This is a genomic window from Streptomyces sp. NPDC001351 (assembly GCF_042896045.1).
Lineage (GTDB): Bacteria > Actinomycetota > Actinomycetes > Streptomycetales > Streptomycetaceae > Streptomyces.
On the sequence record NZ_JBIAWS010000003.1, the window covers coordinates 409452 to 427697 of the forward strand.

Below are 18246 nucleotides of genomic sequence, written 5' to 3' on the forward strand. Positions count from 1 at the left end.
CCGAGACGAGGCCCCATGCGTGAGAACGCCGACCCGGCGAGCCGTCCGCTGACCGTCGCCGACGCGTTGGCCCTGCCCGTGCTGGCCGCGGGGCAGCCGCAGGTCGTCACCGGTGTGGACCGCCTCGACCGGCCCGTCCGCTGGGTCCACATCACCGAACTGACCGACCCGGCGTCCTTCCTCAAGGGCGGCGAACTCGTCCTGACCACCGGCATGCCCCTGCCCGAGCAGCCGGCCGGAGTGCGCCGGTACGTGGACGAACTCGCCGACGTCGGGGCGGCAGCTTTGGTCATCGAGCTGGTACGGCGCTACCACCGTCCGCCCGGGGTTCTCGTCGACGCCTGCCGGGCCCGCGGTCTGCCCCTCGTCACGCTCGCGGCGGACGTCAACTTCCTGGAGGTCACCCAGGTCGTCCATGCCCTCCTGCTGGGCAACCAGACGGACGCGATGCGCCGGACCCAGCGCATCCACGAGGCGTTCACCGCGCTGACGCTGCGCGGCGCGGGGCCCGGGGACGTGGTGCGCGCGGCGGCCGAGATGAGCGGCCGTACCGTCGTGCTGGAGAACCTGGTGCACCAGGCGCTGATCTGCGAACCCTCCGGCAGCACGGTGGCCGAGGCGCTCACCGGCTGGGAGCAGCGCTCCCGTGGCGTGCCGTCCCGCGAGCGCACCGAGGTGTGCGGCGGCGAGGGCTGGCTCGTCGCGCCGGTGGAGTACCAGGGCGAGCGCTGGGGCCGGGCCGTGATGCTCCCGGGCCCTGACCGCAGGGGGGAGTTCCGGGACGAGGACGTCACCGTGCTGGAGCGGACGGCGATGGCCCTGACCGTCGCCCGGCTCATCCACGCCACCCCCTGGGAGCGCACCGCGCATCGCAGCGCCCTGCGCGAACTGGCCGAACAGCGCCACCACTCCCCCGAGGACGCCCGCGCCCGCTTCGCCGCGCTGGGCCTGCCCGCCGAGGACTGCGGCTTTCTCGCCGTACTGGTGGACACGCGCGTGGACGACGCGGCGGAGGGCAGGCTGTCCGAGGAGCTGCGGTCCGCGGGGGTGCCCGCGCTCGTCGGTGTCCTGGCCGCTGGCCGGCTCGGCATCCTTCTCGCCCTGCGCGCCGCCCGGCCGTGGCGGCCCACGGTCGAACGGCTGAGCCGCACCGCGCTCGCCCTCGACCCGCGGGCGGTGGTGGGCGTCGGCTCCGAGGTCGACCGACTCGCCGACGCCGCCCGCTCGTTCCGCGAGGCCGGCCGCGCGGCGGAGGCGGCCCTGCCCGGACTGCCCCTGCCCGAAGGCCGTTCCTTCCACGAACTGTCCGACATCGGCCTGCGCCGCCTGCTGTACGCACTGCGCGAGGACATCCGCGTCCAGGACTACGCCGAACGACAGCTCGGCCGACTCGTCGAGCACGACACCCGGCACGGCACGGATCTGCTGGCCACTGTGCGCCACTACCTCGACGCGGCCGGCAACAAGACCACCGCGGCCCGCCGCGGCAACCTGTCCCGGGAGACCGTCTACCAGCGCCTGCGCACCATCGAGCGGCTGCTGGACTGCGACCTGGAAGCGGGCGAACAGCGCACCGAACTGCATGTGGCGCTGGCCGCCTTGGACGTCATGCGGGCACGTTGACGCCCTCCTCGGCGACCTTGCCGTCCGTGGACGCGCCGGAGGCGATCCCGTACGTCGGCTCCGGCACCGACGTCGGTTCCAGGAGCACCGAGCGGCGGCCGTCCACGCCCACCGGCACATCGCCGTCGATGGTGACGCGGCGCAGGGTGCGCGTGTGGTCGCCGGAGTCGTCGACGCCGTAGTGCTGGGTGGCCCGGTTGTCCCAGACGGCGACGTCGCCGGAGCGCCACTGCCAGCGGACGGTGTTCTCCGGGCGCTCGACGTGCGACTGGAGGACGCCGATGACCGCCCGCGAGTCGGGGCCGCGCAGGCCGACCAGCCGCTTGACGAAGCTGCCCAGCACCAGGGTGCGTTCGCCGGTCTCCGGGTGCACGCGGACCACCGGGTGGTCGGTGCGGAACTTGGTGGAGGTGAACACCTTGCGGTGCTGGTCCAGTTCGTCGGCGCGGGCTTCGGGGCGCGCCTCGGCGTAGTCGTAGTCGTTGGTGTGCTCGGCCCGCAGGTTGTCCGCCAACAGCTTGAGTGCGTCGGGGAGTTCGGCGTACGCGGCGGCCGTGTTGCCCCACAGGGTGTTGCCGCCGTACGGCGGGACGACCTCGGCGCGCAGGATCGAGAAGGCGGGGTAGGCGGGCACGAACGTCACGTCGGAGTGCCACTGGTTGGCGCGGCCGCCGTGGTCGTTGTCGACGCCGAAGGCGTACTTGCCGTCGACGGAGGGGACGGTGGGGTGGGCGACGGGCTCGCCGAGGAGCCGGCCGAACGCCTCGTGGCTGTCGGCGTCGAGATGGTGCTGGTCGCGGAAGAAGACGACCTTGTGCTCCAGGATCGCGGCACGGATCGCCGCGACGACGGGCTCGGGGAGGTCGCCGCCGAGGCGGACACCGGAGACGACGGCGCCGATGCGGCCGCCGACCTTCTCGACGGTCAGGGTCGCGGCGGGTGCGGTGGAAGTCATGGAAGGGCCCTTCGCGAGGTGACGGCGATTGGTTGCTTCCTGAGCGGAAGGAAATCAGGGCAGGTGGAAGCCCGCATGGTGAAGAACGACAGGGGAGTTGGTGTTCCTCAACGAGCTTGGGCGGCCCGCCGCACGCCGGTCAACACTCCCCCGGTCCGTTTCACGACCCTGCAACACGCCCGCCATGCCGGCCGCGGTCCCGGCCACCGGCGGTCGCCAAACCGGCCGGGGACACGGCATGTTGGACTCTGTCCCTCAGACCGGAAACCGCGAGACCGAGAAGGCCTGCCATGTCGACGACTGTTCCCCCTGCCGCGCGCACCTCGGGCGACGGCCGTCGGGAGGCGAATGCCGCGTCGGTGCTGCGGGCCGTGCTCGACCACGGTCCGGTGGCCCGCAGCGGCATAGCCCGGCTGTCCGGGCTGAGCCCGGCGGCCGTCTCCCGGCAGTGCGCCGACCTGGCCCGCCTCGGCCTGCTGTGCGAGGTGCCGGAGCTGGTCGCGGCGAGCGGGGTGGGCAGGCCGCAGATCCCGGTGGACCTGCGGACCGGCAGTGCGGGTGGGCCGCTGGTCGCGGGCGTGCACATCGGGGTGCCCGGCGCGGACTTCGGGCTGACGGATCTGCGCGGCACGGTCGTGGCCCGCCGGCAGCTCCGGCACGACGGGATTCCGGCCGCCGACCTCCCGGACCACCTGGGCCGCGCGCTGGCCCGTTTCATCGCCGAGCGCACCCCGGCCGGCGCGAGGGTCCTCGGGGCGGGCGCGGCGATCGGCGGCTGGGTGGCCCCGGAGACGGGCACGGTCGTACGGCACGACGCGCTCGGCTGGCACCAGCGCCCGCTGGCGGCCGAGCTGCGGCGGCACACCGGGCTGCCCGTGCGGGTGGACAACCATGCACGCGCCGTCGCGCAGTCGGAGCTGCTGTTCGGCCGGCCCGAGGCACGGCGCTCCCTGCTGCACCTCTTCGTGGGCAACGTGGTGGACGCCGCCCTGTCGATCGCCGGCGTGGTGCACAGCGGGCCGCGTTCGGGCGCGGGGGATGTGGCGCATCTGCCGGCGCCGGGCAGTCGGGTGGCCTGCCCGTGCGGCCGTACCGGCTGTCTGGAGGCGACCGTCTCCGACACCCGGCTGACCCGGCGCGCGGTGGAGCGGGGCATCGTCCCCGACGCGCACATCGGTCTGCTGGCGGACGCGGCGGCGGCCGGCGACGGGCGGGCCGACGCGTTGCTGCGGGAGCGCGCGCAGGCGGTGGGCCGGGCGACGGGGCTGCTGCTCGACGTGCTCAACCCGGACCTCGTGGTGATCACCGAGACGTCGAGCACGCTCCAGCCCGAGTACCTCGAAGAGATCAGGACGGCCGCGATCGCCCACGCACACGTCTGCGACGACCCCGACCGGATCCAGATCCCGCACGCCGGGCCGGCGATCCTGGTCGTGGCCGCCGCCACGATCGTCCTGGACCCGCTGTTCAAGAGCCCCCTGCGGTCCTTCGCCGACACGGCCGCCCCGCACTCGCCGCCGCCCTGGAGGTCCCCCACACCGACGAGTGGCTGATGGCCATCGCCGCGGGCCGCGCCGTGGGCACCCACGCGGTGCCGGCGAGCGAAACGGCCGGTTCACGGACCGCGCCGCCGGTGAAGGAATTGCCGTTCGCCCTGGTCGGCCGTGCGACGCTGGTGGTGGGACCGGCTCAGGAGGCAGCCATGACGGGAGACAGGGAAGGGAGACAGCCCAGGCAACCGGACCTTCGCGACCTGCAGCTGCGTCTGCGTTCCGAGGTGGGCCGGATCGACGAGCAGCTGCGCGCCCTGCTGTCCACCATGGACCGGCTGCAGGGCCTGCTGGACGCGGTGATGGCCATCAGCCGCGAGGTGGAACTGCCCGCGGTGCTGCACCGCATCGTGACCACCGCCATGGACCTGGTCGGCGCCCGCTACGGGGCACTGGGCGTCCTGAACGAGTCCAAGGAGGGCCTGGAGCAGTTCATCTCGGCCGGTCTGTCCGAGCAGGAACGCAACGCTCTCGCCGAGACCGGTCTGCCCCGGGGTCTGGGCGTCCTCGGCCACCTGATCCGCTACCCCGAGCCGCTGCGGGTCGACGACATCCCGGCCCATCCCTCCTCCGCCGGGTTCCCGCCCCACCATCCGCGCCTGCACACCCTGCTCGGCGTCGCCATCAGCGTGCGCGGTGAGATCTACGGCGACCTCTACCTGTCCGAGCGGCTCGACGGGCAGCCCTTCGACGTGCAGGACGAGAACGTCGTCGTCGCCCTGGCCGGCGCCGCCGGCATCGCGATCGAGAACGTCCGCCTCTTCGAACGGATCCGGGTCGGAGCCGAGCAGTTCCAGCGGCTTCTGCTGCCCACCCTGCCCGATCTGGGGCCGTTCACCGCCGCCGCCATCTACCGGCCCGCCACCGAGCCCAGCCAGCTCGGCGGGGACTGGTACGACGCCATTCCCCTGCCCGACGACGTGGTGGCCGTCGTCATCGGCGACGTGGTCGGCCACGATCTGCAGGCCGCGGCCGCCATGGCCTCCACCCGCAACATGCTGCGCGCGCTGCTGTTCGACCAGCGCAATTCGCCCGGCGCGATCCTCGCCCAGCTCGACCGGACCCTGGAGGCCCTCACGAACAACCCCGTCACGACCACCCTCCTGGCCCGCATCGAACCGGAGGGACCGGGCTGGCGGCTGCGCTGGAGCAGCGCGGGACACGTCCCGCCCCTGCTGATCACCCCTGACGGCCGGGCGGAATACCTGCTCGTCGAGCCCGGGCTGCCGCTCGGCGTCGACACCGCGCAGGATCGGCCCGACCACTCCCGCGTCCTGCCCCCAGCCGCCACCGTGGTCTTCTTCACCGACGGTCTGGTCGAACATCCCGACCACCCCATCGACGAGAGCCTCACCGAACTCACCGAACTCGCCGCAGCCCACGCCGGCCTGCCCCTGCCGTTGTTCGTGCAGACACTGGCCGATCACCACCCCAGCGACGGTCACGACGACATGGCCATCCTCGCCCTGCGCGCCCTGCCCGCCTGACCGGCACCGCCGAGCCGTGAGCCCGGCGCCGTGGAGGAACCGCGGGATCCGGCGGATGATGGGGTTCGGGCCGATGTCGACACGGAGGTCGCCCGATGGCTTTCGCGCGGCATGAACGGCTCCGGCACAGCGGCTCGGCCGCCCTGGAGATCTGTGTCATTGCCGCGCTGTACTTCGGCTCGGCCAAGGTGGGGCTGCTCCAGCAGCTGGTGCGCAGTCAGGTCACCCCGCTGTGGCCGCCCAGCGGTATCGCGGTGGCGAGCCTGCTCCTGCGCGGCCGGCGGGTGTGGCCCGGGATCGCCCTCGGCGCGTTCCTGGTCAACGTGTCGCTGGGGCCGTCTCTGCCGGCCGTGCTCGCCATCGTGGCGGGCAACACCCTCGCGCCCGTCTGCTCCTACGAGCTGCTGCGCCGCGCGGGCTTCCGCAACGCCATGGACCGGCTGCGGGACGCCCTGGCCCTGATCTTTCTCGGCGCGTTCACCGGCATGCTGGTCAGCTCCACGACCGGCAGCGCGACCCTGGCCCTCGCCGGAGTGCTCGGCCCGGGCGACTTCTGGCCGACGTGGTCGGTCTGGTGGACCGGTGACGCGATGGGCGTCCTGGTGGTGACGCCGGTCCTGCTCGTCCTGTCCTCGGCGCACCGGCCGAAGGACGCGCCGCCGTCCCGCTGGGTGGAGGGGCTGCTGCTGGTGGCCGCCACGGTCGGCGTCGGTTTCCTGGAGACCAGCCGCGCCTCGCTGCTGTTCCTCGGCATCCCGCTGCTGATCTGGGCGGCCTTCCGCTTCCAGCTGGCGGGAGCCGCGCCCTGCGCGCTGGCCGTGTCGACCTTCGCGATCATCGCGGCCGCCCGGGGATCGGGCCCGTTCCACGGTCACGACCTGCTCACCAACATGATCACGCTGCAGGCGTTCAACGGCTCCGCCGCGCTCACCGCGCTGCTGCTCGCGGCGGTCGTCAGCGAGCGGAACCAGACCCAGCAGGAGATCGCCCGGGCCTGCGGGCAGCTCGCCGACATGGTGGCCAGGATGGCCACCGGAGACCTCCGCCCCACGCTTCCCCACCGGCACGACGAGCGGGAAGAGCAGGGCGGAGAGGCCCCGAGACGGGCGTGATCCGCCGGTCAGTGCAGGTCGGCGCGGGCGGGACTGTCATCCAGGGCAGTGTCTTCCACGGCGCTGCCTTCCATTGCGCTGCCTTCCATTGCGCTGTCCGGGGTGGCGCTGTCGTCCACGGCACTGTCGTCGAGGAACCCGCCCGACTGGTGCTGCCACAGCTTCGCGTAGGCGCCCTGGGCCGCGAGCAGTTCCTGGTGCGTGCCCTGCTCGACGATCCGTCCGCGGTCGAGGACGACGAGCCGGTCCATGCCGGCGACCGTGCTCAGCCGGTGCGCCACCACGAGCGCCGTCCGCCCCTCCATGAGCCGCCACAGCGCCTCCTGGACCAGGACCTCGCTCTCGGAGTCCAGGGCGCTGGTCGCCTCGTCGAGCAGCAGGATCGGCGCGTCCCGCAGGATCGCCCGGGCCAGGGCGACGCGCTGGCGCTGTCCGCCGGACAGCTTGATTCCGCGCTCGCCCACCATGGTGTCGAAGCCGTCCGGCAGCACGTCGGCGAACTCCGTGACGTGTGCCGCCTCGGCCGCGCGGCGGATCTCGGCGTCGGTGGCGTCCGGCCGGGCGAAGGCGATGTTCTCCTTCAGCGTGCGGTGGAACATCGCCGGGTCCTGCGGCACATAGGCGATCAGTCCGCGCAGGTCGGCCTGGCGCATCCGGCTGATGTCCTGTCCTCCGACCAGGATCCGGCCGCCGTCGATGTCCATCATCCGCAGCAGCAGCCGGGACAGCGTGGTCTTGCCGCCGCCCGAGCGGCCGACGAGGCCGATCTTCGTGCCGCTGGACACGGCCAGGTCGAGGCCCCGGAAGAGCGGCTCCCCGCCTCCGTGGGCGAAGGTCACCCGCTCGAAGCGGACGTCGGCGGGCCCCGGCAGCAGTGGCTCCGGCGACGCCGGGTCGAGCACGGTCGGCGGGACCAGCAGCAGCTCGGTGAACTGTGCGGCCTCCGTCATCGAGCTCTCCAGGCGGCGGTAGATCTGGTTGAAATCGAACATGATCTTCGTGGCGCTGCTGTAGTAGGTGAAGGCGACCACGATCGCCTCCACCCCGTGCTCGCCCCCGCCGAGCGCGACCGCGAGCAGCAGGCCCAGCACATTGGTCAGTACGGACATCGGCGCGACCAGCGTGTCGATGCGCAGGTTGCCGTAGTCCCACGACCTCAGGGTGAGCCGCCGGGAGTGGGCCACGCGGGTGCGGTGCTCGGCGGCCTCGCGGCGCTCCGCGGCGAACGCCCGGACCGTGTCCATGTTCATCAGGCTGTCGGCGACATGCCCCGACACCCGGGCGATCGCCTCCTCCCGCTGGTCGACGAGCCGCTGGCGGCGCCGGATGAGCGGCGCCACGCACAGCGCCGTCACCGCGATCATCACCAACAGCCCGACGACGAGCAGCGGGTCGTAGCGCCACAGCACCACCGACCCGAACAGCAGCGGTACGAGGCTGCCCATGATGTTGAAGGTCAGCGTGTCGGCGAACTCCTCGAAGCGGGAGGCGAAACTCAGCACCCTCTTGGTGAGGGCTCCGGCGAAGTTGTCGTGGAAGAAGGCGGCGTCCTTGGCGAACAGCTCGTCCATGCCGAGCACGTACAGGTGCTCGATGCCGAGGGCGTCGAGGCGGTTCAGGCAGTGCAGACCGATCCGCCACAGCACCTCCGCCAGCAGCAGGGCACCGGCGAAGGCGAGGACGTACGGCAGCGTCGAGCCGATGCCGATACCGGTGTCCCCGGCGATCCGGCCGACGAGCTTCGCGACGACCAGTGGCGCGATGTAGTTGATCCCGATGTTGCCGAGTGCCGGGAGCAGCATGCCGGGCACGGCCCAGGCCCGTAGCCGACCCAGCTCCCGTCCGTAGTAACGAAGTGCGAGGAGCACGGAGCCCCTGCGCGGGGGCACCTTGCTTGCTTGAGGTAATCCCATTCCGATCCCGTGTGGTTGTCCGGCGGGATGGGAGTGTCCCGCGACGACACCCACGGCGTCCAAGCGTTTTTTGGGCCGATGGGGCCTTCGCCCCATGTGTCACTCGCGAGCCGTACGGCGGCAGCCGGTCGGCTCAAACGTCCTGCTGGGTCTGCCAATTGAGCAGTTCGACGTGTCTGACGGTGGCGATGTGGGTGTGCACGGCGGCGGCGACCGGAGCGTCAGCGGGGGCTCTGCGGGAAGGTCAGTGGTCGAAGCCGATGTGTACGTGGTCGTGGTGGGTGTTGTCGCTGAAGAACTGGTTGGCGGCCCCGCCGCCGGACAACAGGACGGGTCCCCCGACGTTGTAGGAACCGGCCGCTGCCGCGTCCCGCATGAAGCGCTCGATCAGAGTGCGGGGCGTGCCCGGATCGACCACCGCGTGACCGTCGATCTGCCACACGTCGAAGGCCCGCCCGCGCGGATGGTCGCTGGGGCGACCGGTGCCGAAGACGTCGAGGGGGTGACCCGAGCGGACCACGCTGACGTACATCCGGTAGGTGCCCGCCAGACGCAGCATCGCCGCCGGCACGCTGTCGTGTACGCGCCCGCTGCGCAGATCGGCCTGCGCGGCGGGCGGCAGTTCGATGCGGGAGTCGGACAGCACCGCGCGGACGCGAGCGGGCAGCGCCGACGCGGCGGCTCCCGGCCGAGCCGGGTGCAGGGCGGTCACCGTCCAGCCGGAGGCCGCCCGGGTCAGCCGTACGTCGACCGTCGTGCCGCCGGCGCGCACGCTGCCGCCGCGGCGGGTCCACTGACGGCATACGACGAGCACGCTCGCGGAGTCGGTGAGGATGCCGCCGTACTGGGCGTCGACCACCTGCAGCACGGCCGCGTCCGCGTCCGGCAGCAGCGGACCGGCCTCGTCGACAAGGCCGGTGGGCAGCCGGAGCGCGGCCACCCGCGCCCTGGCCGCGGCCGCACCCCCCTTGCCCTCCGGCCACGCCCCGATCGCCTCGACGACCTGAACGGCGCGGAGTTTGGCTGCCGGCGTGACCTCGGCCGAGGTCGGACGCCACGGCGTGGTGTGCGGCAGGGCGGCGGCCTGCGAGATGGGAGGGAACGCCGCAGCGGATCCGGAAGCGGCCGATGCCGCACCGGAACGGGCGGTGCCGGACTGCGACGGCGCGGTGTGCGAGGAGCCGCCGGAGCAGGCCGCCACACCGGCGAGAGTGCCGGTCGCACCCAGGAGCACGGCGCGGCGGGACGGTGGGCCGGGCTTGCGCGTCATGACATCCAGTGTCCGTCAATCGTGGGGCGGGGAGCGGACGGACCCGCCCTGGCCGCGACACGCACAGCCCGTCCACGGCGGCCCCCGACGGTCATGGCCTGCCGATCGTCACCTTCCAGCTCCAGATCGCCGACCCGCGCCTCGCCCGCCTCGACCGCTGAGCGGCCGCGGTACGTCAGCGAATCACGCGGCAGGCATTGACGTTTATGGCGGGGTTCCTATCATCCTCAGGGTCCGAAGTGCCGATCGTCGTTCGATACTCCGGACGGCAGGCTCGACCCGGCACTGAGCGAGACCGCACCCCCCACCACCGAAGGAGCCGCTCATGTCCTCCCGTCCACGGTTACGTCCCCTGCGGCACGCGCTGCTCGCCGGCGGCGCCGCCGCCGCGCTCGGCGTCGGCCTGCTCACCGCCGCCGCACCAGCCGCACCCGCGGCCACCTCGCAGCCCTGCGACCTCTACGCCGCCGGCGGCACCCCCTGCGTTGCCGCACACAGCACGACCCGCGCCCTGTACGCCTCCTACAACGGGCCCCTGTACCAGGTGCGCCGCGCCTCCGACAACGCCACCCGGGACATCGGCGTCCTCAGCGCGGGCGGGGTCGCCAACGCCGCCGCGCAGGACTCGTTCTGCGCCGGCACCAGCTGTCTGATCACCGTCATCTACGACCAGTCCGGCCGGGGCAACCGCCTCACCCAGGCACCCCCCGGCGGCTTCTCCGGCCCCGCCGCGGGCGGCTACGACAACCTCGCCAACGCGACCGCCGCGCCCATCACGGTCGCCGGGCACAAGGCGTACGGCGTGTACGTGGCGCCCGGCACCGGATACCGCAACAACAGCACCAACGGTGTCGCCAAGGGCGACCAGGCCGAAGGCATGTACGCGGTCCTGGACGGCACGCACTACAACGGCGGCTGCTGCTTCGACTACGGCAACGCCGAGACCAACAGCCGGGACAACGGCAACGGCACCATGGAGGCCATCTACTTCGGCAACATCAAGGTGTGGGGCTACGGCAGCGGCAACGGCCCCTGGATCATGGCCGACCTGGAAAACGGCCTGTTCTCCGGTGTCAACCAGCACTACAACGCGGGCGACCCCTCGATCAGTCACCGTTATCTCACCGCGGTCATCAAAGGCGGGGCCAACCGCTGGGCCATCCGCGGCGGCAACGCCCAGTCCGGCTCCCTGTCCACCTTCTACAACGGGGTGCGTCCCAACGTCGCCGGCTACAACCCGATGAAGAAGGAGGGCGCCATCATCCTCGGCATCGGCGGCGACAACAGCCACGGCTCCGCCGGCACCTTCTACGAAGGCGTCATGACCTCCGGCTATCCCTCGGACTCCACCGAGAACGCGGTGCAGGCCAACATCACCGCTGCCGGATACGGCAGGTAGAACCACCTCCACGAAGGGTCTCGCTCCGGCGGACTCCCGCCGCTGCGGGATGCGGCAGCGGCGGGAGTCACGAGCGGGTCGCCCGTGGAGGGCCGGTCAGGCATGGAACTGGTTCGCCGGGACCGGCAGCCCGTAGTGCTCGCGCAGCGTCGTGCCCTCGTACTCCTCGCGGAACAATCCCTTGCCGCGCAGGATCGGCAGGACGTGTTCGACGAAGGCCGCGAGACCTGACGGCAGGGCGGGCGCCATGATGTTGAACCCGTCCGCCGCGCCGCCCTCGAACCAGGCGATGATCGTGTCGGCGATCTGCTCGGGCGTGCCGACGAACTCGAAGTGGCCGCGTCCGCCGCCGAGCCGGGAGATGATCTGCCGGACCGTCAGCCGCTCGCGCACCGCGAGGTCGATGATCAGGTCGGAACGGCTCTGTGAGCCTTCCAGCTTCGGCCTCGCGAGGATGAAGTCCGGCAGCGGCTCGTCGAGTTCGAAGACCGACGGCTCGGTCTCGAACACGGCGGCCAGCTGGCGCAGCCCGTACTCCGGGACGCGCAGCTCGTCGAACTGCCGGGCCAGCGCCCGGGCTTCCGCCTCGGTCGACCCGATGTACGGGACGATGCCGGGCAGGACGATCACACCGTCCGGGTCGCGCCCCGCGGCCCGGGTGCGGGCCTTGATGTCGGCGTAGAAGGCGGCCGCGCGCTCGTACGTCGTATGCGCGGTGAAGATGGCTTCGGCGTGACGCGCCGCGAAGTCCTTGCCGTCCTCGGAGGAGCCGGCCTGGACGAGCAGCGGGTAGCCCTGCGGCGGGCGCTCGACGTTGAGCGGTCCTGCCACCTTGAAGTACCTGCCCTCATGGCCGAGCCGGTGCAGGCGCTCCGGGTCGGCGTAGCGTCCCGTGGACCGGTCCGCGACGACGGCCTCCGCCTCCCAGCTGTCCCACAGCGCCTTGGCGACCTTCAGGAACTCGTCGGCGCGGGCGTAGCGTTCAGCGTGGTCGGGGCGGGTGTCGAGGCCGAAGTTGGCGGCCTCGTCGGCTCCCGCCGAGGTGACGATGTTCCAGCCGGCGCGGCCGCCGCTGACGTGGTCGACGGAGGCGAGCCGGCGCGCGAGGTTGTACGGCTCGTTGTACGTCGACGACACGGTCGCGATGAGGCCGATCCTGCTGGTCGCCTGGGACAGCGCGGTCAGCAGGGTCAGCGGTTCGAGCTGGCCCGGCGGGCGGAACTCCCCGGTGCCGAGGAGGGCCGGGCCGTCGGCCAGGAACAGGGAGTCGAACTTGGCGCTCTCGGCCAGCTGCGCCAGCTCGATCCAGTGCCGCAGGTCGAAGTCCGCCCGCGGGTTGCTGTGCGGCAGGCGCCATGCCGCCTCGTGATGGCCCGCCTCCATGAGGAAGGCGTTGAGATGGAGCCGCCGTCTCGCGCTCATGAGGTGACCTTCAGCTTCGAGCTGTCGTAGTCGGCCGGGAGGAGGTTGTCGGTGATGGACGCGACGTCGACCGTCTTGGTGATCTGGCCCGCCTCCAGGAAGGCGTCGGCGAGCTTCTGCTCGGCCGCGATGTCCGACTTCTCCACCGGGGTCACCCTGGTCTCGAAGGCCTTCAGGGACGCCTTGGCGTCGGCGAGGGGGATGCCCTCCTCCTTGGAGACGGCCTCCGCGTACTTGTCCTCGTGCTTGATCGCCCAGGCGAACTCGTGGGCCAGTCGCTTGAGTACGTCCGCGAGGGCGGCCCGCTTGGTCCTGTCGCTCAGCGACTTCTCGCTGGCGACGTAGTAGCTGCTGGTCTGGTCGATGGGCGGGAGGCCCTTCGCCAGGATGCGGGCGCCGTTCTTGACCGCGATCGCCGACTGGGGGTTCCAGATCGACCAGGCGTCCACCTTGCCGGTGTTGAAGGCGGTGGCGCCGGCCGCCGGGTCGAGGAAGACCAGGTGCACGTCCTTGGGGGTGAGGCCGACGCTCTTGAGGGCGTTCAGGGCCAGGCCGTGGGCCGAACTGCCCTGCGGGACGGCGATCTTCTTGCCCTTGAGGTCCCCCAGCGTCTTCAGCTGGGAGCCCTTGGGCACGATGATGTTCTCGCTGGACTGGGTGGGCGTGAGGGAGCGGTTGACGGCGACGACCTTGAAGCCGTACTCCTTCGCGGCCCCGGTGATCGGCGGGACGTCGCCGACGCTGCCGAGGTCGATGTCGCCGGAGGCGGCCGCCTGGACCAGCGGCGGGCCGTAGGTGAAGCGGGCGAACTTCACCTTGTACGACGCGTTGTCGAAGACGCCGGTGATCTTGGCGAGTTCCTCGCTGCCGTCACCGCCGTTGTCTCCGATGGTGAAGGTGTACTTGCTCCACTCGGGGTGCTTGGCGTCGCTCGCGTCGACGGCGTTCTTCAGCGGTGCCGCGGTGTCCGACGACGAGCCGCAGGCGACGAGGGTGCCCGCCAGGGCGAGCGTGCCGACGGCGCCGATGACTGTGCTGGTTCTCTTACGTGTGGAACGCATGGGATGTCGTGTGCTTTCTGTGCTGGGTGAGGGTGTTGGGGGTGGTTCAGTGCCGGACTGCGAGGCCGAGGTCTTCCAGGAGCCGGGCGCGCAGTTCCTCGCGGGCGACGCTCGCTTCGCGGTCCGCGGCGGAGAGCCGGACCTCGTGCGAGGTGCCGATGCGGCCGCTGCTCATGACGACGATGCGGTCCGCCAGGGCGATGGCCTCGTCGACGTCGTGGGTGACGAGCAGCATGGCGGCGTGGTGCTTGGTGCGCAGGGCCCGTACGAGGTCGTGCATGCGCAGCCGGGTGATGGCGTCGAGGGCCGCGAACGGCTCGTCGAGCAGCACGAGTTCGGGCTCCGAGACCAGGGCCCGCGCGAGGGACACCCGCTGGGCCTCGCCGCCGGAGAGCTCCTTGGGCCAGGCCTTCTCCCGGCCCGCGAGACCGACCTCGGCGAGCACGTCGCGGGCGCGTTGTTCCGCGTGGCGTCCGCGCAGGCCGAGCGTGACGTTGCGCAGGACGCGCTGCCACGGCAGCAGCCGGTCGGCCTGGAAGACGATCGCACGCCGCGCCGGGACCTCCACCCGGCCCGCGTCGGGCCGGTCGAGTCCGGCGAGCAGCCGCAGCAGGGTGCTCTTGCCGCAGCCCGAGGGGCCGAGCAGAATCACCAACTCCTCGTCCCCGACGGTGAGATCGAGGTGGTCGAGCACCACCCGGTCACCGAACTGACGGACCACCTGCTCGACGACGACCCCGGTCTGCCGACGCGGCTCGGTCGCGACTGTGCTGCTCATGACGCCTCATAACTGGGTCGCCACCGCAGCAGCACCCGCTCGAGAGCCCGGACGAACTGATCGGCGAGCAGACCGAGGAGCGAGTAGATCACCAGCCCCACGAAGACCTGGTTGGTCTGCAGATACGTCTGCCCCTGGGTGATGAGGAAGCCAAGTCCCTTGTCCGCGTTGACGGTTTCGGCGGCGACGAGGCCCAGGACGCTGTACGCCAGGGAGAACCGCAGGCCCACCAGGAACCCGGGCAGTGCTCCCGGCACCAGCACCCGCGTCACCAGCCGCCGGCGGCCCGCGCCCGTCGTGCGCGCCATCTCGATCAGCCGCTGGTCGACGCCCCGGATCGCGGCGAACAGGTTGAGATACATCGGGACGCCGGCCCCGAAGGAGATCAGCAGCACCTTGGTGAGCTCGTCGATGCCGAACCACACGATCATCAGCGGCAGCACCGCGAGGAGGGGGATCGTGTTGAGCACCTGCACGACGCCGTTGAACAGGAACTCACCGCTGCGCAGCAGCCCGCCGAGCACGCCGGTGACGATGCCCACCGTCAGACCGATCGCGAGTCCGATGCCGGCCCGCTGCAGCGAGATGGCCAAGTCCGGCCCGAGGACGCCCTGTTGCCACAGATCGGCGGCGGCCTTCACGATCGAGGTAGGCGCCGGAGCATAGGTCTTGGCGAGCACTCCGGCGCGGGCGAGGACCTCCCAGACGATGAGGATCGCGACCGGGGTGGTGTAGATGCCCAGCGGCCAGCGCAGCCGCTCGCGCAGTGTGGTGAGCGGCGTCCGGCGGCGGGCGTCACGCGGCAGGAACACCTCGCGTTGCCGCGCGCCGGTCGTCTCGGCGGCGGGGGCAGGCCTGGCGAGCGCCGCGGCCGGGACACGGATTTCGGTCATGGCGCCACCGCCGGCACGTCTTCGGTGACCGTGCGGACGCGGTCGGTGAGCTTACGGAGGGACACAGGCATGAGGAAGCCCTTCTCGGAGGAAGCGGGCGCACCGCTGGGTACTGAGGGGTGAAGAGCGGCAGTCAACGACCGGTTCGAGGCGGTCGAACGAGGACTTGGCAGTCGGTGCGGCCACGAGGCGGCGTCAGCCGACGGTCACGGGACGGCACACTGCGCCCGCAGACACTTCTCCCTCAGCCGGGAAGGACAGACGTGAGGTGAGGCCGGAGAAGAGTCGCTCAGGACGCGGATACGAAGATCCCGCAGGACGGCATCACCGGATGCCGCCGGGGACCACTTACCGAGTCAGCGACAACAAAACGCGCTGGAGACGTGCGCCAGATCGATGTGGCGCCGCCGGGTCAGGTCCACGCGCGGGTTCATGGAACGGGAGTTCAGCAGAGGTCCACCAGGTTGGTCAACCACTTCTCGGACAGGTCTTGCATTGCGGACACCGGGAACTTCCCCGCCCCTTCGGGACGCATCTCTCCTTGCCTTTGACGCACGCGCCAGGGCTCAGCATGTGCACGCCCCACGCCGGCAGGTCGTCACCGCTCGGCTTGTCACCACCCCTGAGGGGCCGCCCGGCCGCAAACACTTCGCCGTCGCAGGCGCGACCGAGGGTGCTGCTCGGGTGGCGCGAGCACGCGCCGGCTCCCTGGCCCTCGAACCGCCCGCCGCCGACGGCACCGTCGTCCTGGACTTCGACCGCGCCACGAACCTGGTCCGCGCCTACACCGACCTGGCCACCTGCCCGCTGCCCCGGCCGAAAACCGCCTTTCCGGTGGCCATCGAAGCGGGCCAGAAGACCCCTCGCGAGCGCGGCGGGTCCTGAGCACCAGAGCCGGCCGGCAATCCTCGGCTCGGTGGCAGCAAGGGCGGGCGGGGGGGGGGGGGGGGGGGGGGGGGGGGGCGGGGGCGCCCCCGGGGGGGGGGCCCCCCCCCCCCCCCCCCCCCCCGCCGCGTGCGTCAATAAAAACACCCCCCCCGCCCCCCCCCGCCCCCCCGGGGGGGGGGGCGCGGGGGGGGGGGGGGGGGGGGGGGGGGGGGGCCGCGGGCCCCCCCCCGCCGGCGGGCGCGAGGAATCGCACCCTCCCCTGGTACGACATCCCCGCGCGGGGTCGTCCTCGCGGCCCGGGGCGTGCGAGAGTCCGCCCCAGCTCGAAGCCACCGCAAGGACGAGGCCCAGGCCTGCACCGCCGGGCGGGTAGCCCGATTTCCGGTCCGGAATCCCCGAACGTGGCAACAGCAGCACCGACAGGTCGTATTTCGGCCTCCCTGGCACGGACGGTCCACGGACGGCCTGTGCGGATATTCACACGCGCAACCACCCCTTCATCAGTCGCGCGGCTTTACGCGCCGCGCCGGGCGGCCCGTCGTCCTCACCCGCGCGCACGGGCCCGAGGGACCGTAGCGTGAGGGAGAGGGGCGGCCGGAGGTGGTTGCGTTGCCGGACATGGACTACGCGGCGTTGTTCGCCGCCACGCCGAGCCCCTATCTGGTGCTGGACCCGGATCTGGTCATCGCGGAGGTCAACCAGGCATACCTCGACGCGACCGGCCGCATCCGTGAGGAACTGCTCGGCAAGCACATCTTCGAGGCGTTCCCCGACAACCCCGCCGACCCCGACGCGGACGGCGTGCGCAACCTCAGCGCCTCCCTGCACCGGGTGCTGGCCCTGCGGAAGCCGGACACCATGGCGCTGCAGAAGTACGACATCCCGGTCATGGACGAGCCCGGAGGGTTCGAGGAGCGCTGGTGGTCGCCGATCAACACGCCGGTCCTCACCCCGGACGGGAAGGTGCAGTGGATCATTCACCGCGTGGAGGACGTCACCGCCTTCGTCCAGGCCCGCGTGGCCGGCAACCAGCCGCCCGTACAACAGCTGACCAAGCGCGACGCGCTGGAGGCGGAGCTGTACGCGCGCGCCCGTGAGCTGCAGCGGCTGAACGAGGAACTGCGGCTGGCCCACACCCGCGAACGGCAGGTGGCCCTCACCCTGCAGGAGGCCATGCTCCAGGTGCCCGACCTGGCCCGGCATTCGGACGTCGCGGTGCGCTATCTGCCCGCGACCGGGTCACTGAACGTGTGCGGCGACTGGTACGACATGGTCAACCTGTCCGACAGCCGGTTCGCGGTGGCGGTCGGCGACGTCGTCGGCCACGGCCTGGAAGCAGCCGCCGTGATGGGCATGCTGCGCAGTGCGCTCAGTGCCGCGATCCGCGCACTGGAGTCACCCGCCCGGGCTCTGGAGGTGCTGGGCCTCTACGCACGGTCCGTCGACGGCGCGCTGAACACCACCGCCGTGAAGGCACTCGTCGACCCCCGCAGCCAGTTGATCATCTACAGCAACGCGGGACACCCGCCGCCGGTCCTGATGCACCCGGACGGCACCTGCGACCTGCTGGACAAGGCCACCGACCCGCCCCTGGGAGCCCGGCCCCAGCACGTGCCCCGCCCACAGGCCGGCCAGGCCTACGAACCCGGAGCCACCCTGGTGCTGTACACCGACGGCCTGATCGAACAACGCGGCGAGGACATCGAGAAGGGAATCGCCCGCCTGGTCGAGGTCCTGCGCCTGCACCGCACCCTCGGCCCGGACCGCCTGGCCGACACCCTCCTGGCCCACCTCGGCGTAGCAGGAGGCGCCCACGACGACATCGCCCTCGTCATCGTCCGGCTGTGACCCTTCGGCGCCTCGTACACCTGATTCTCACCTGAATGTGAACCGAT

Annotated in this window: 14 protein-coding genes and 1 pseudogene; 8 read left to right on the forward strand and 7 right to left on the reverse strand. The window is 71.8% G+C overall.

Annotation, left to right across the window (positions count from 1 at the left end; all coding sequences use genetic code 11):
* The first annotated feature begins 15 nt into the window (after window positions 1-15).
* Window positions 16-1623, forward strand: coding sequence for a PucR family transcriptional regulator (locus ACFY1U_RS12185; protein WP_390694032.1), 1608 nt, complete (start codon window positions 16-18; stop codon window positions 1621-1623).
* Here the strand turns inward: ACFY1U_RS12185 and ACFY1U_RS12190 are convergent.
* A complete protein-coding gene (locus ACFY1U_RS12190) occupies window positions 1607-2578 on the reverse strand; it encodes a TauD/TfdA dioxygenase family protein (protein WP_390694033.1) in 972 nt (323 codons plus the stop codon). The two genes, ACFY1U_RS12185 and ACFY1U_RS12190, sit on opposite strands and share 17 nt — an antisense overlap.
* 290 nt (window positions 2579-2868) lie before the next feature.
* Between ACFY1U_RS12190 and ACFY1U_RS12195 the strand changes: the two genes are divergently transcribed.
* From ACFY1U_RS12195 to ACFY1U_RS12205, 3 genes are all read left to right on the forward strand, one after another.
* Complete coding sequence (locus ACFY1U_RS12195; protein WP_390694034.1) at window positions 2869-4131, forward strand: ROK family protein; 1263 nt, start codon at window positions 2869-2871, stop codon at window positions 4129-4131.
* 266 nt (window positions 4132-4397) lie between these two features.
* On the forward strand, window positions 4398-5615 hold the full coding sequence (locus tag ACFY1U_RS12200; RefSeq protein ID WP_390694514.1) for a PP2C family protein-serine/threonine phosphatase: 1218 nt from the start codon (window positions 4398-4400) through the stop codon (window positions 5613-5615).
* 95 nt (window positions 5616-5710) lie between these two features.
* Window positions 5711-6727: an MASE1 domain-containing protein gene (locus tag ACFY1U_RS12205; protein ID WP_390694035.1), complete on the forward strand. Its 1017-nt coding sequence runs from the start codon at window positions 5711-5713 to the stop codon at window positions 6725-6727.
* An 8-nt stretch (window positions 6728-6735) separates the two neighbouring features.
* Here the strand turns inward: ACFY1U_RS12205 and ACFY1U_RS12210 are convergent, their stop codons facing one another.
* Complete coding sequence (locus ACFY1U_RS12210) at window positions 6736-8640, reverse strand: ABC transporter ATP-binding protein (protein WP_390694036.1); 1905 nt, start codon at window positions 8638-8640, stop codon at window positions 6736-6738.
* Between the two features lie 244 nt (window positions 8641-8884).
* Window positions 8885-9910, reverse strand: coding sequence for a hypothetical protein (locus ACFY1U_RS12215; RefSeq protein WP_390694037.1), 1026 nt, complete (start codon window positions 9908-9910; stop codon window positions 8885-8887).
* An 8-nt stretch (window positions 9911-9918) separates the two neighbouring features.
* On the opposite strand from ACFY1U_RS12215, the gene ACFY1U_RS12220 reads away from it, so the two are divergent.
* Window positions 9919-10071, forward strand: a complete 153-nt coding sequence (locus ACFY1U_RS12220) for a hypothetical protein (protein ID WP_390694038.1) — start codon at window positions 9919-9921, stop codon at window positions 10069-10071.
* A 164-nt stretch (window positions 10072-10235) separates the two neighbouring features.
* Window positions 10236-11300 (forward strand): annotated as a pseudogene (locus ACFY1U_RS12225) (arabinofuranosidase catalytic domain-containing protein); the annotation flags it as partial.
* Between the two features lie 105 nt (window positions 11301-11405).
* Here ACFY1U_RS12225 and ACFY1U_RS12230 read toward each other — a convergent pair.
* From ACFY1U_RS12230 to ACFY1U_RS12245, 4 genes are read right to left on the reverse strand one after another with little or no spacing between them, the layout of a single operon-like run.
* Window positions 11406-12731: an LLM class flavin-dependent oxidoreductase gene (locus ACFY1U_RS12230; protein ID WP_390694039.1), complete on the reverse strand. Its 1326-nt coding sequence runs from the start codon at window positions 12729-12731 to the stop codon at window positions 11406-11408.
* On the reverse strand, window positions 12728-13792 hold the full coding sequence (locus tag ACFY1U_RS12235; RefSeq protein WP_390694040.1) for an aliphatic sulfonate ABC transporter substrate-binding protein: 1065 nt from the start codon (window positions 13790-13792) through the stop codon (window positions 12728-12730). Before ACFY1U_RS12235 ends, ACFY1U_RS12230 begins: the two co-directional genes overlap by 4 nt.
* A 46-nt stretch (window positions 13793-13838) precedes the next feature.
* Complete coding sequence (locus ACFY1U_RS12240; RefSeq protein WP_390694041.1) at window positions 13839-14570, reverse strand: ABC transporter ATP-binding protein; 732 nt, start codon at window positions 14568-14570, stop codon at window positions 13839-13841.
* Complete coding sequence (locus ACFY1U_RS12245) at window positions 14567-15463, reverse strand: ABC transporter permease (protein WP_390694042.1); 897 nt, start codon at window positions 15461-15463, stop codon at window positions 14567-14569. The genes ACFY1U_RS12240 and ACFY1U_RS12245 overlap by 4 nt, the downstream gene beginning before the upstream one ends.
* Before the next feature lie 432 nt (window positions 15464-15895).
* Between ACFY1U_RS12245 and ACFY1U_RS12250 the strand changes: the two genes are divergently transcribed.
* Window positions 15896-16348, forward strand: coding sequence for a DUF1684 domain-containing protein (locus ACFY1U_RS12250; protein ID WP_390694043.1), 453 nt, complete (start codon window positions 15896-15898; stop codon window positions 16346-16348).
* A gap of 621 nt (window positions 16349-16969) precedes the next feature.
* Window positions 16970-18199: a PP2C family protein-serine/threonine phosphatase gene (locus ACFY1U_RS12255; protein WP_390694515.1), complete on the forward strand. Its 1230-nt coding sequence runs from the start codon at window positions 16970-16972 to the stop codon at window positions 18197-18199.
* Window positions 18200-18246 lie beyond the last annotated feature (47 nt).

Bases quoted from the DNA above. Each gene is read 5' to 3' on its own strand.
- ACFY1U_RS12185 (WP_390694032.1), top strand. From the start codon at position 16: ATGCGTGAGAACGCCGACCCGGCGAGCCGTCCGCTGACCGTCGCCGAC.
- ACFY1U_RS12190 (WP_390694033.1), bottom strand. From the start codon at position 2,578: ATGACTTCCACCGCACCCGCCGCGACCCTGACCGTCGAGAAGGTCGGC.
- ACFY1U_RS12195 (WP_390694034.1), top strand. From the start codon at position 2,869: ATGTCGACGACTGTTCCCCCTGCCGCGCGCACCTCGGGCGACGGCCGT.
- ACFY1U_RS12200 (WP_390694514.1), top strand. From the start codon at position 4,398: ATGGACCGGCTGCAGGGCCTGCTGGACGCGGTGATGGCCATCAGCCGC.
- ACFY1U_RS12205 (WP_390694035.1), top strand. From the start codon at position 5,711: ATGGCTTTCGCGCGGCATGAACGGCTCCGGCACAGCGGCTCGGCCGCC.
- ACFY1U_RS12210 (WP_390694036.1), bottom strand. From the start codon at position 8,640: ATGGGATTACCTCAAGCAAGCAAGGTGCCCCCGCGCAGGGGCTCCGTG.
- ACFY1U_RS12215 (WP_390694037.1), bottom strand. From the start codon at position 9,910: ATGACGCGCAAGCCCGGCCCACCGTCCCGCCGCGCCGTGCTCCTGGGT.
- ACFY1U_RS12230 (WP_390694039.1), bottom strand. From the start codon at position 12,731: ATGAGCGCGAGACGGCGGCTCCATCTCAACGCCTTCCTCATGGAGGCG.
- ACFY1U_RS12235 (WP_390694040.1), bottom strand. From the start codon at position 13,792: ATGCGTTCCACACGTAAGAGAACCAGCACAGTCATCGGCGCCGTCGGC.
- ACFY1U_RS12240 (WP_390694041.1), bottom strand. From the start codon at position 14,570: ATGAGCAGCACAGTCGCGACCGAGCCGCGTCGGCAGACCGGGGTCGTC.
- ACFY1U_RS12245 (WP_390694042.1), bottom strand. From the start codon at position 15,463: ATGACCGAAATCCGTGTCCCGGCCGCGGCGCTCGCCAGGCCTGCCCCC.
- ACFY1U_RS12250 (WP_390694043.1), top strand. From the start codon at position 15,896: ATGGAACGGGAGTTCAGCAGAGGTCCACCAGGTTGGTCAACCACTTCT.
- ACFY1U_RS12255 (WP_390694515.1), top strand. From the start codon at position 16,970: ATGGACTACGCGGCGTTGTTCGCCGCCACGCCGAGCCCCTATCTGGTG.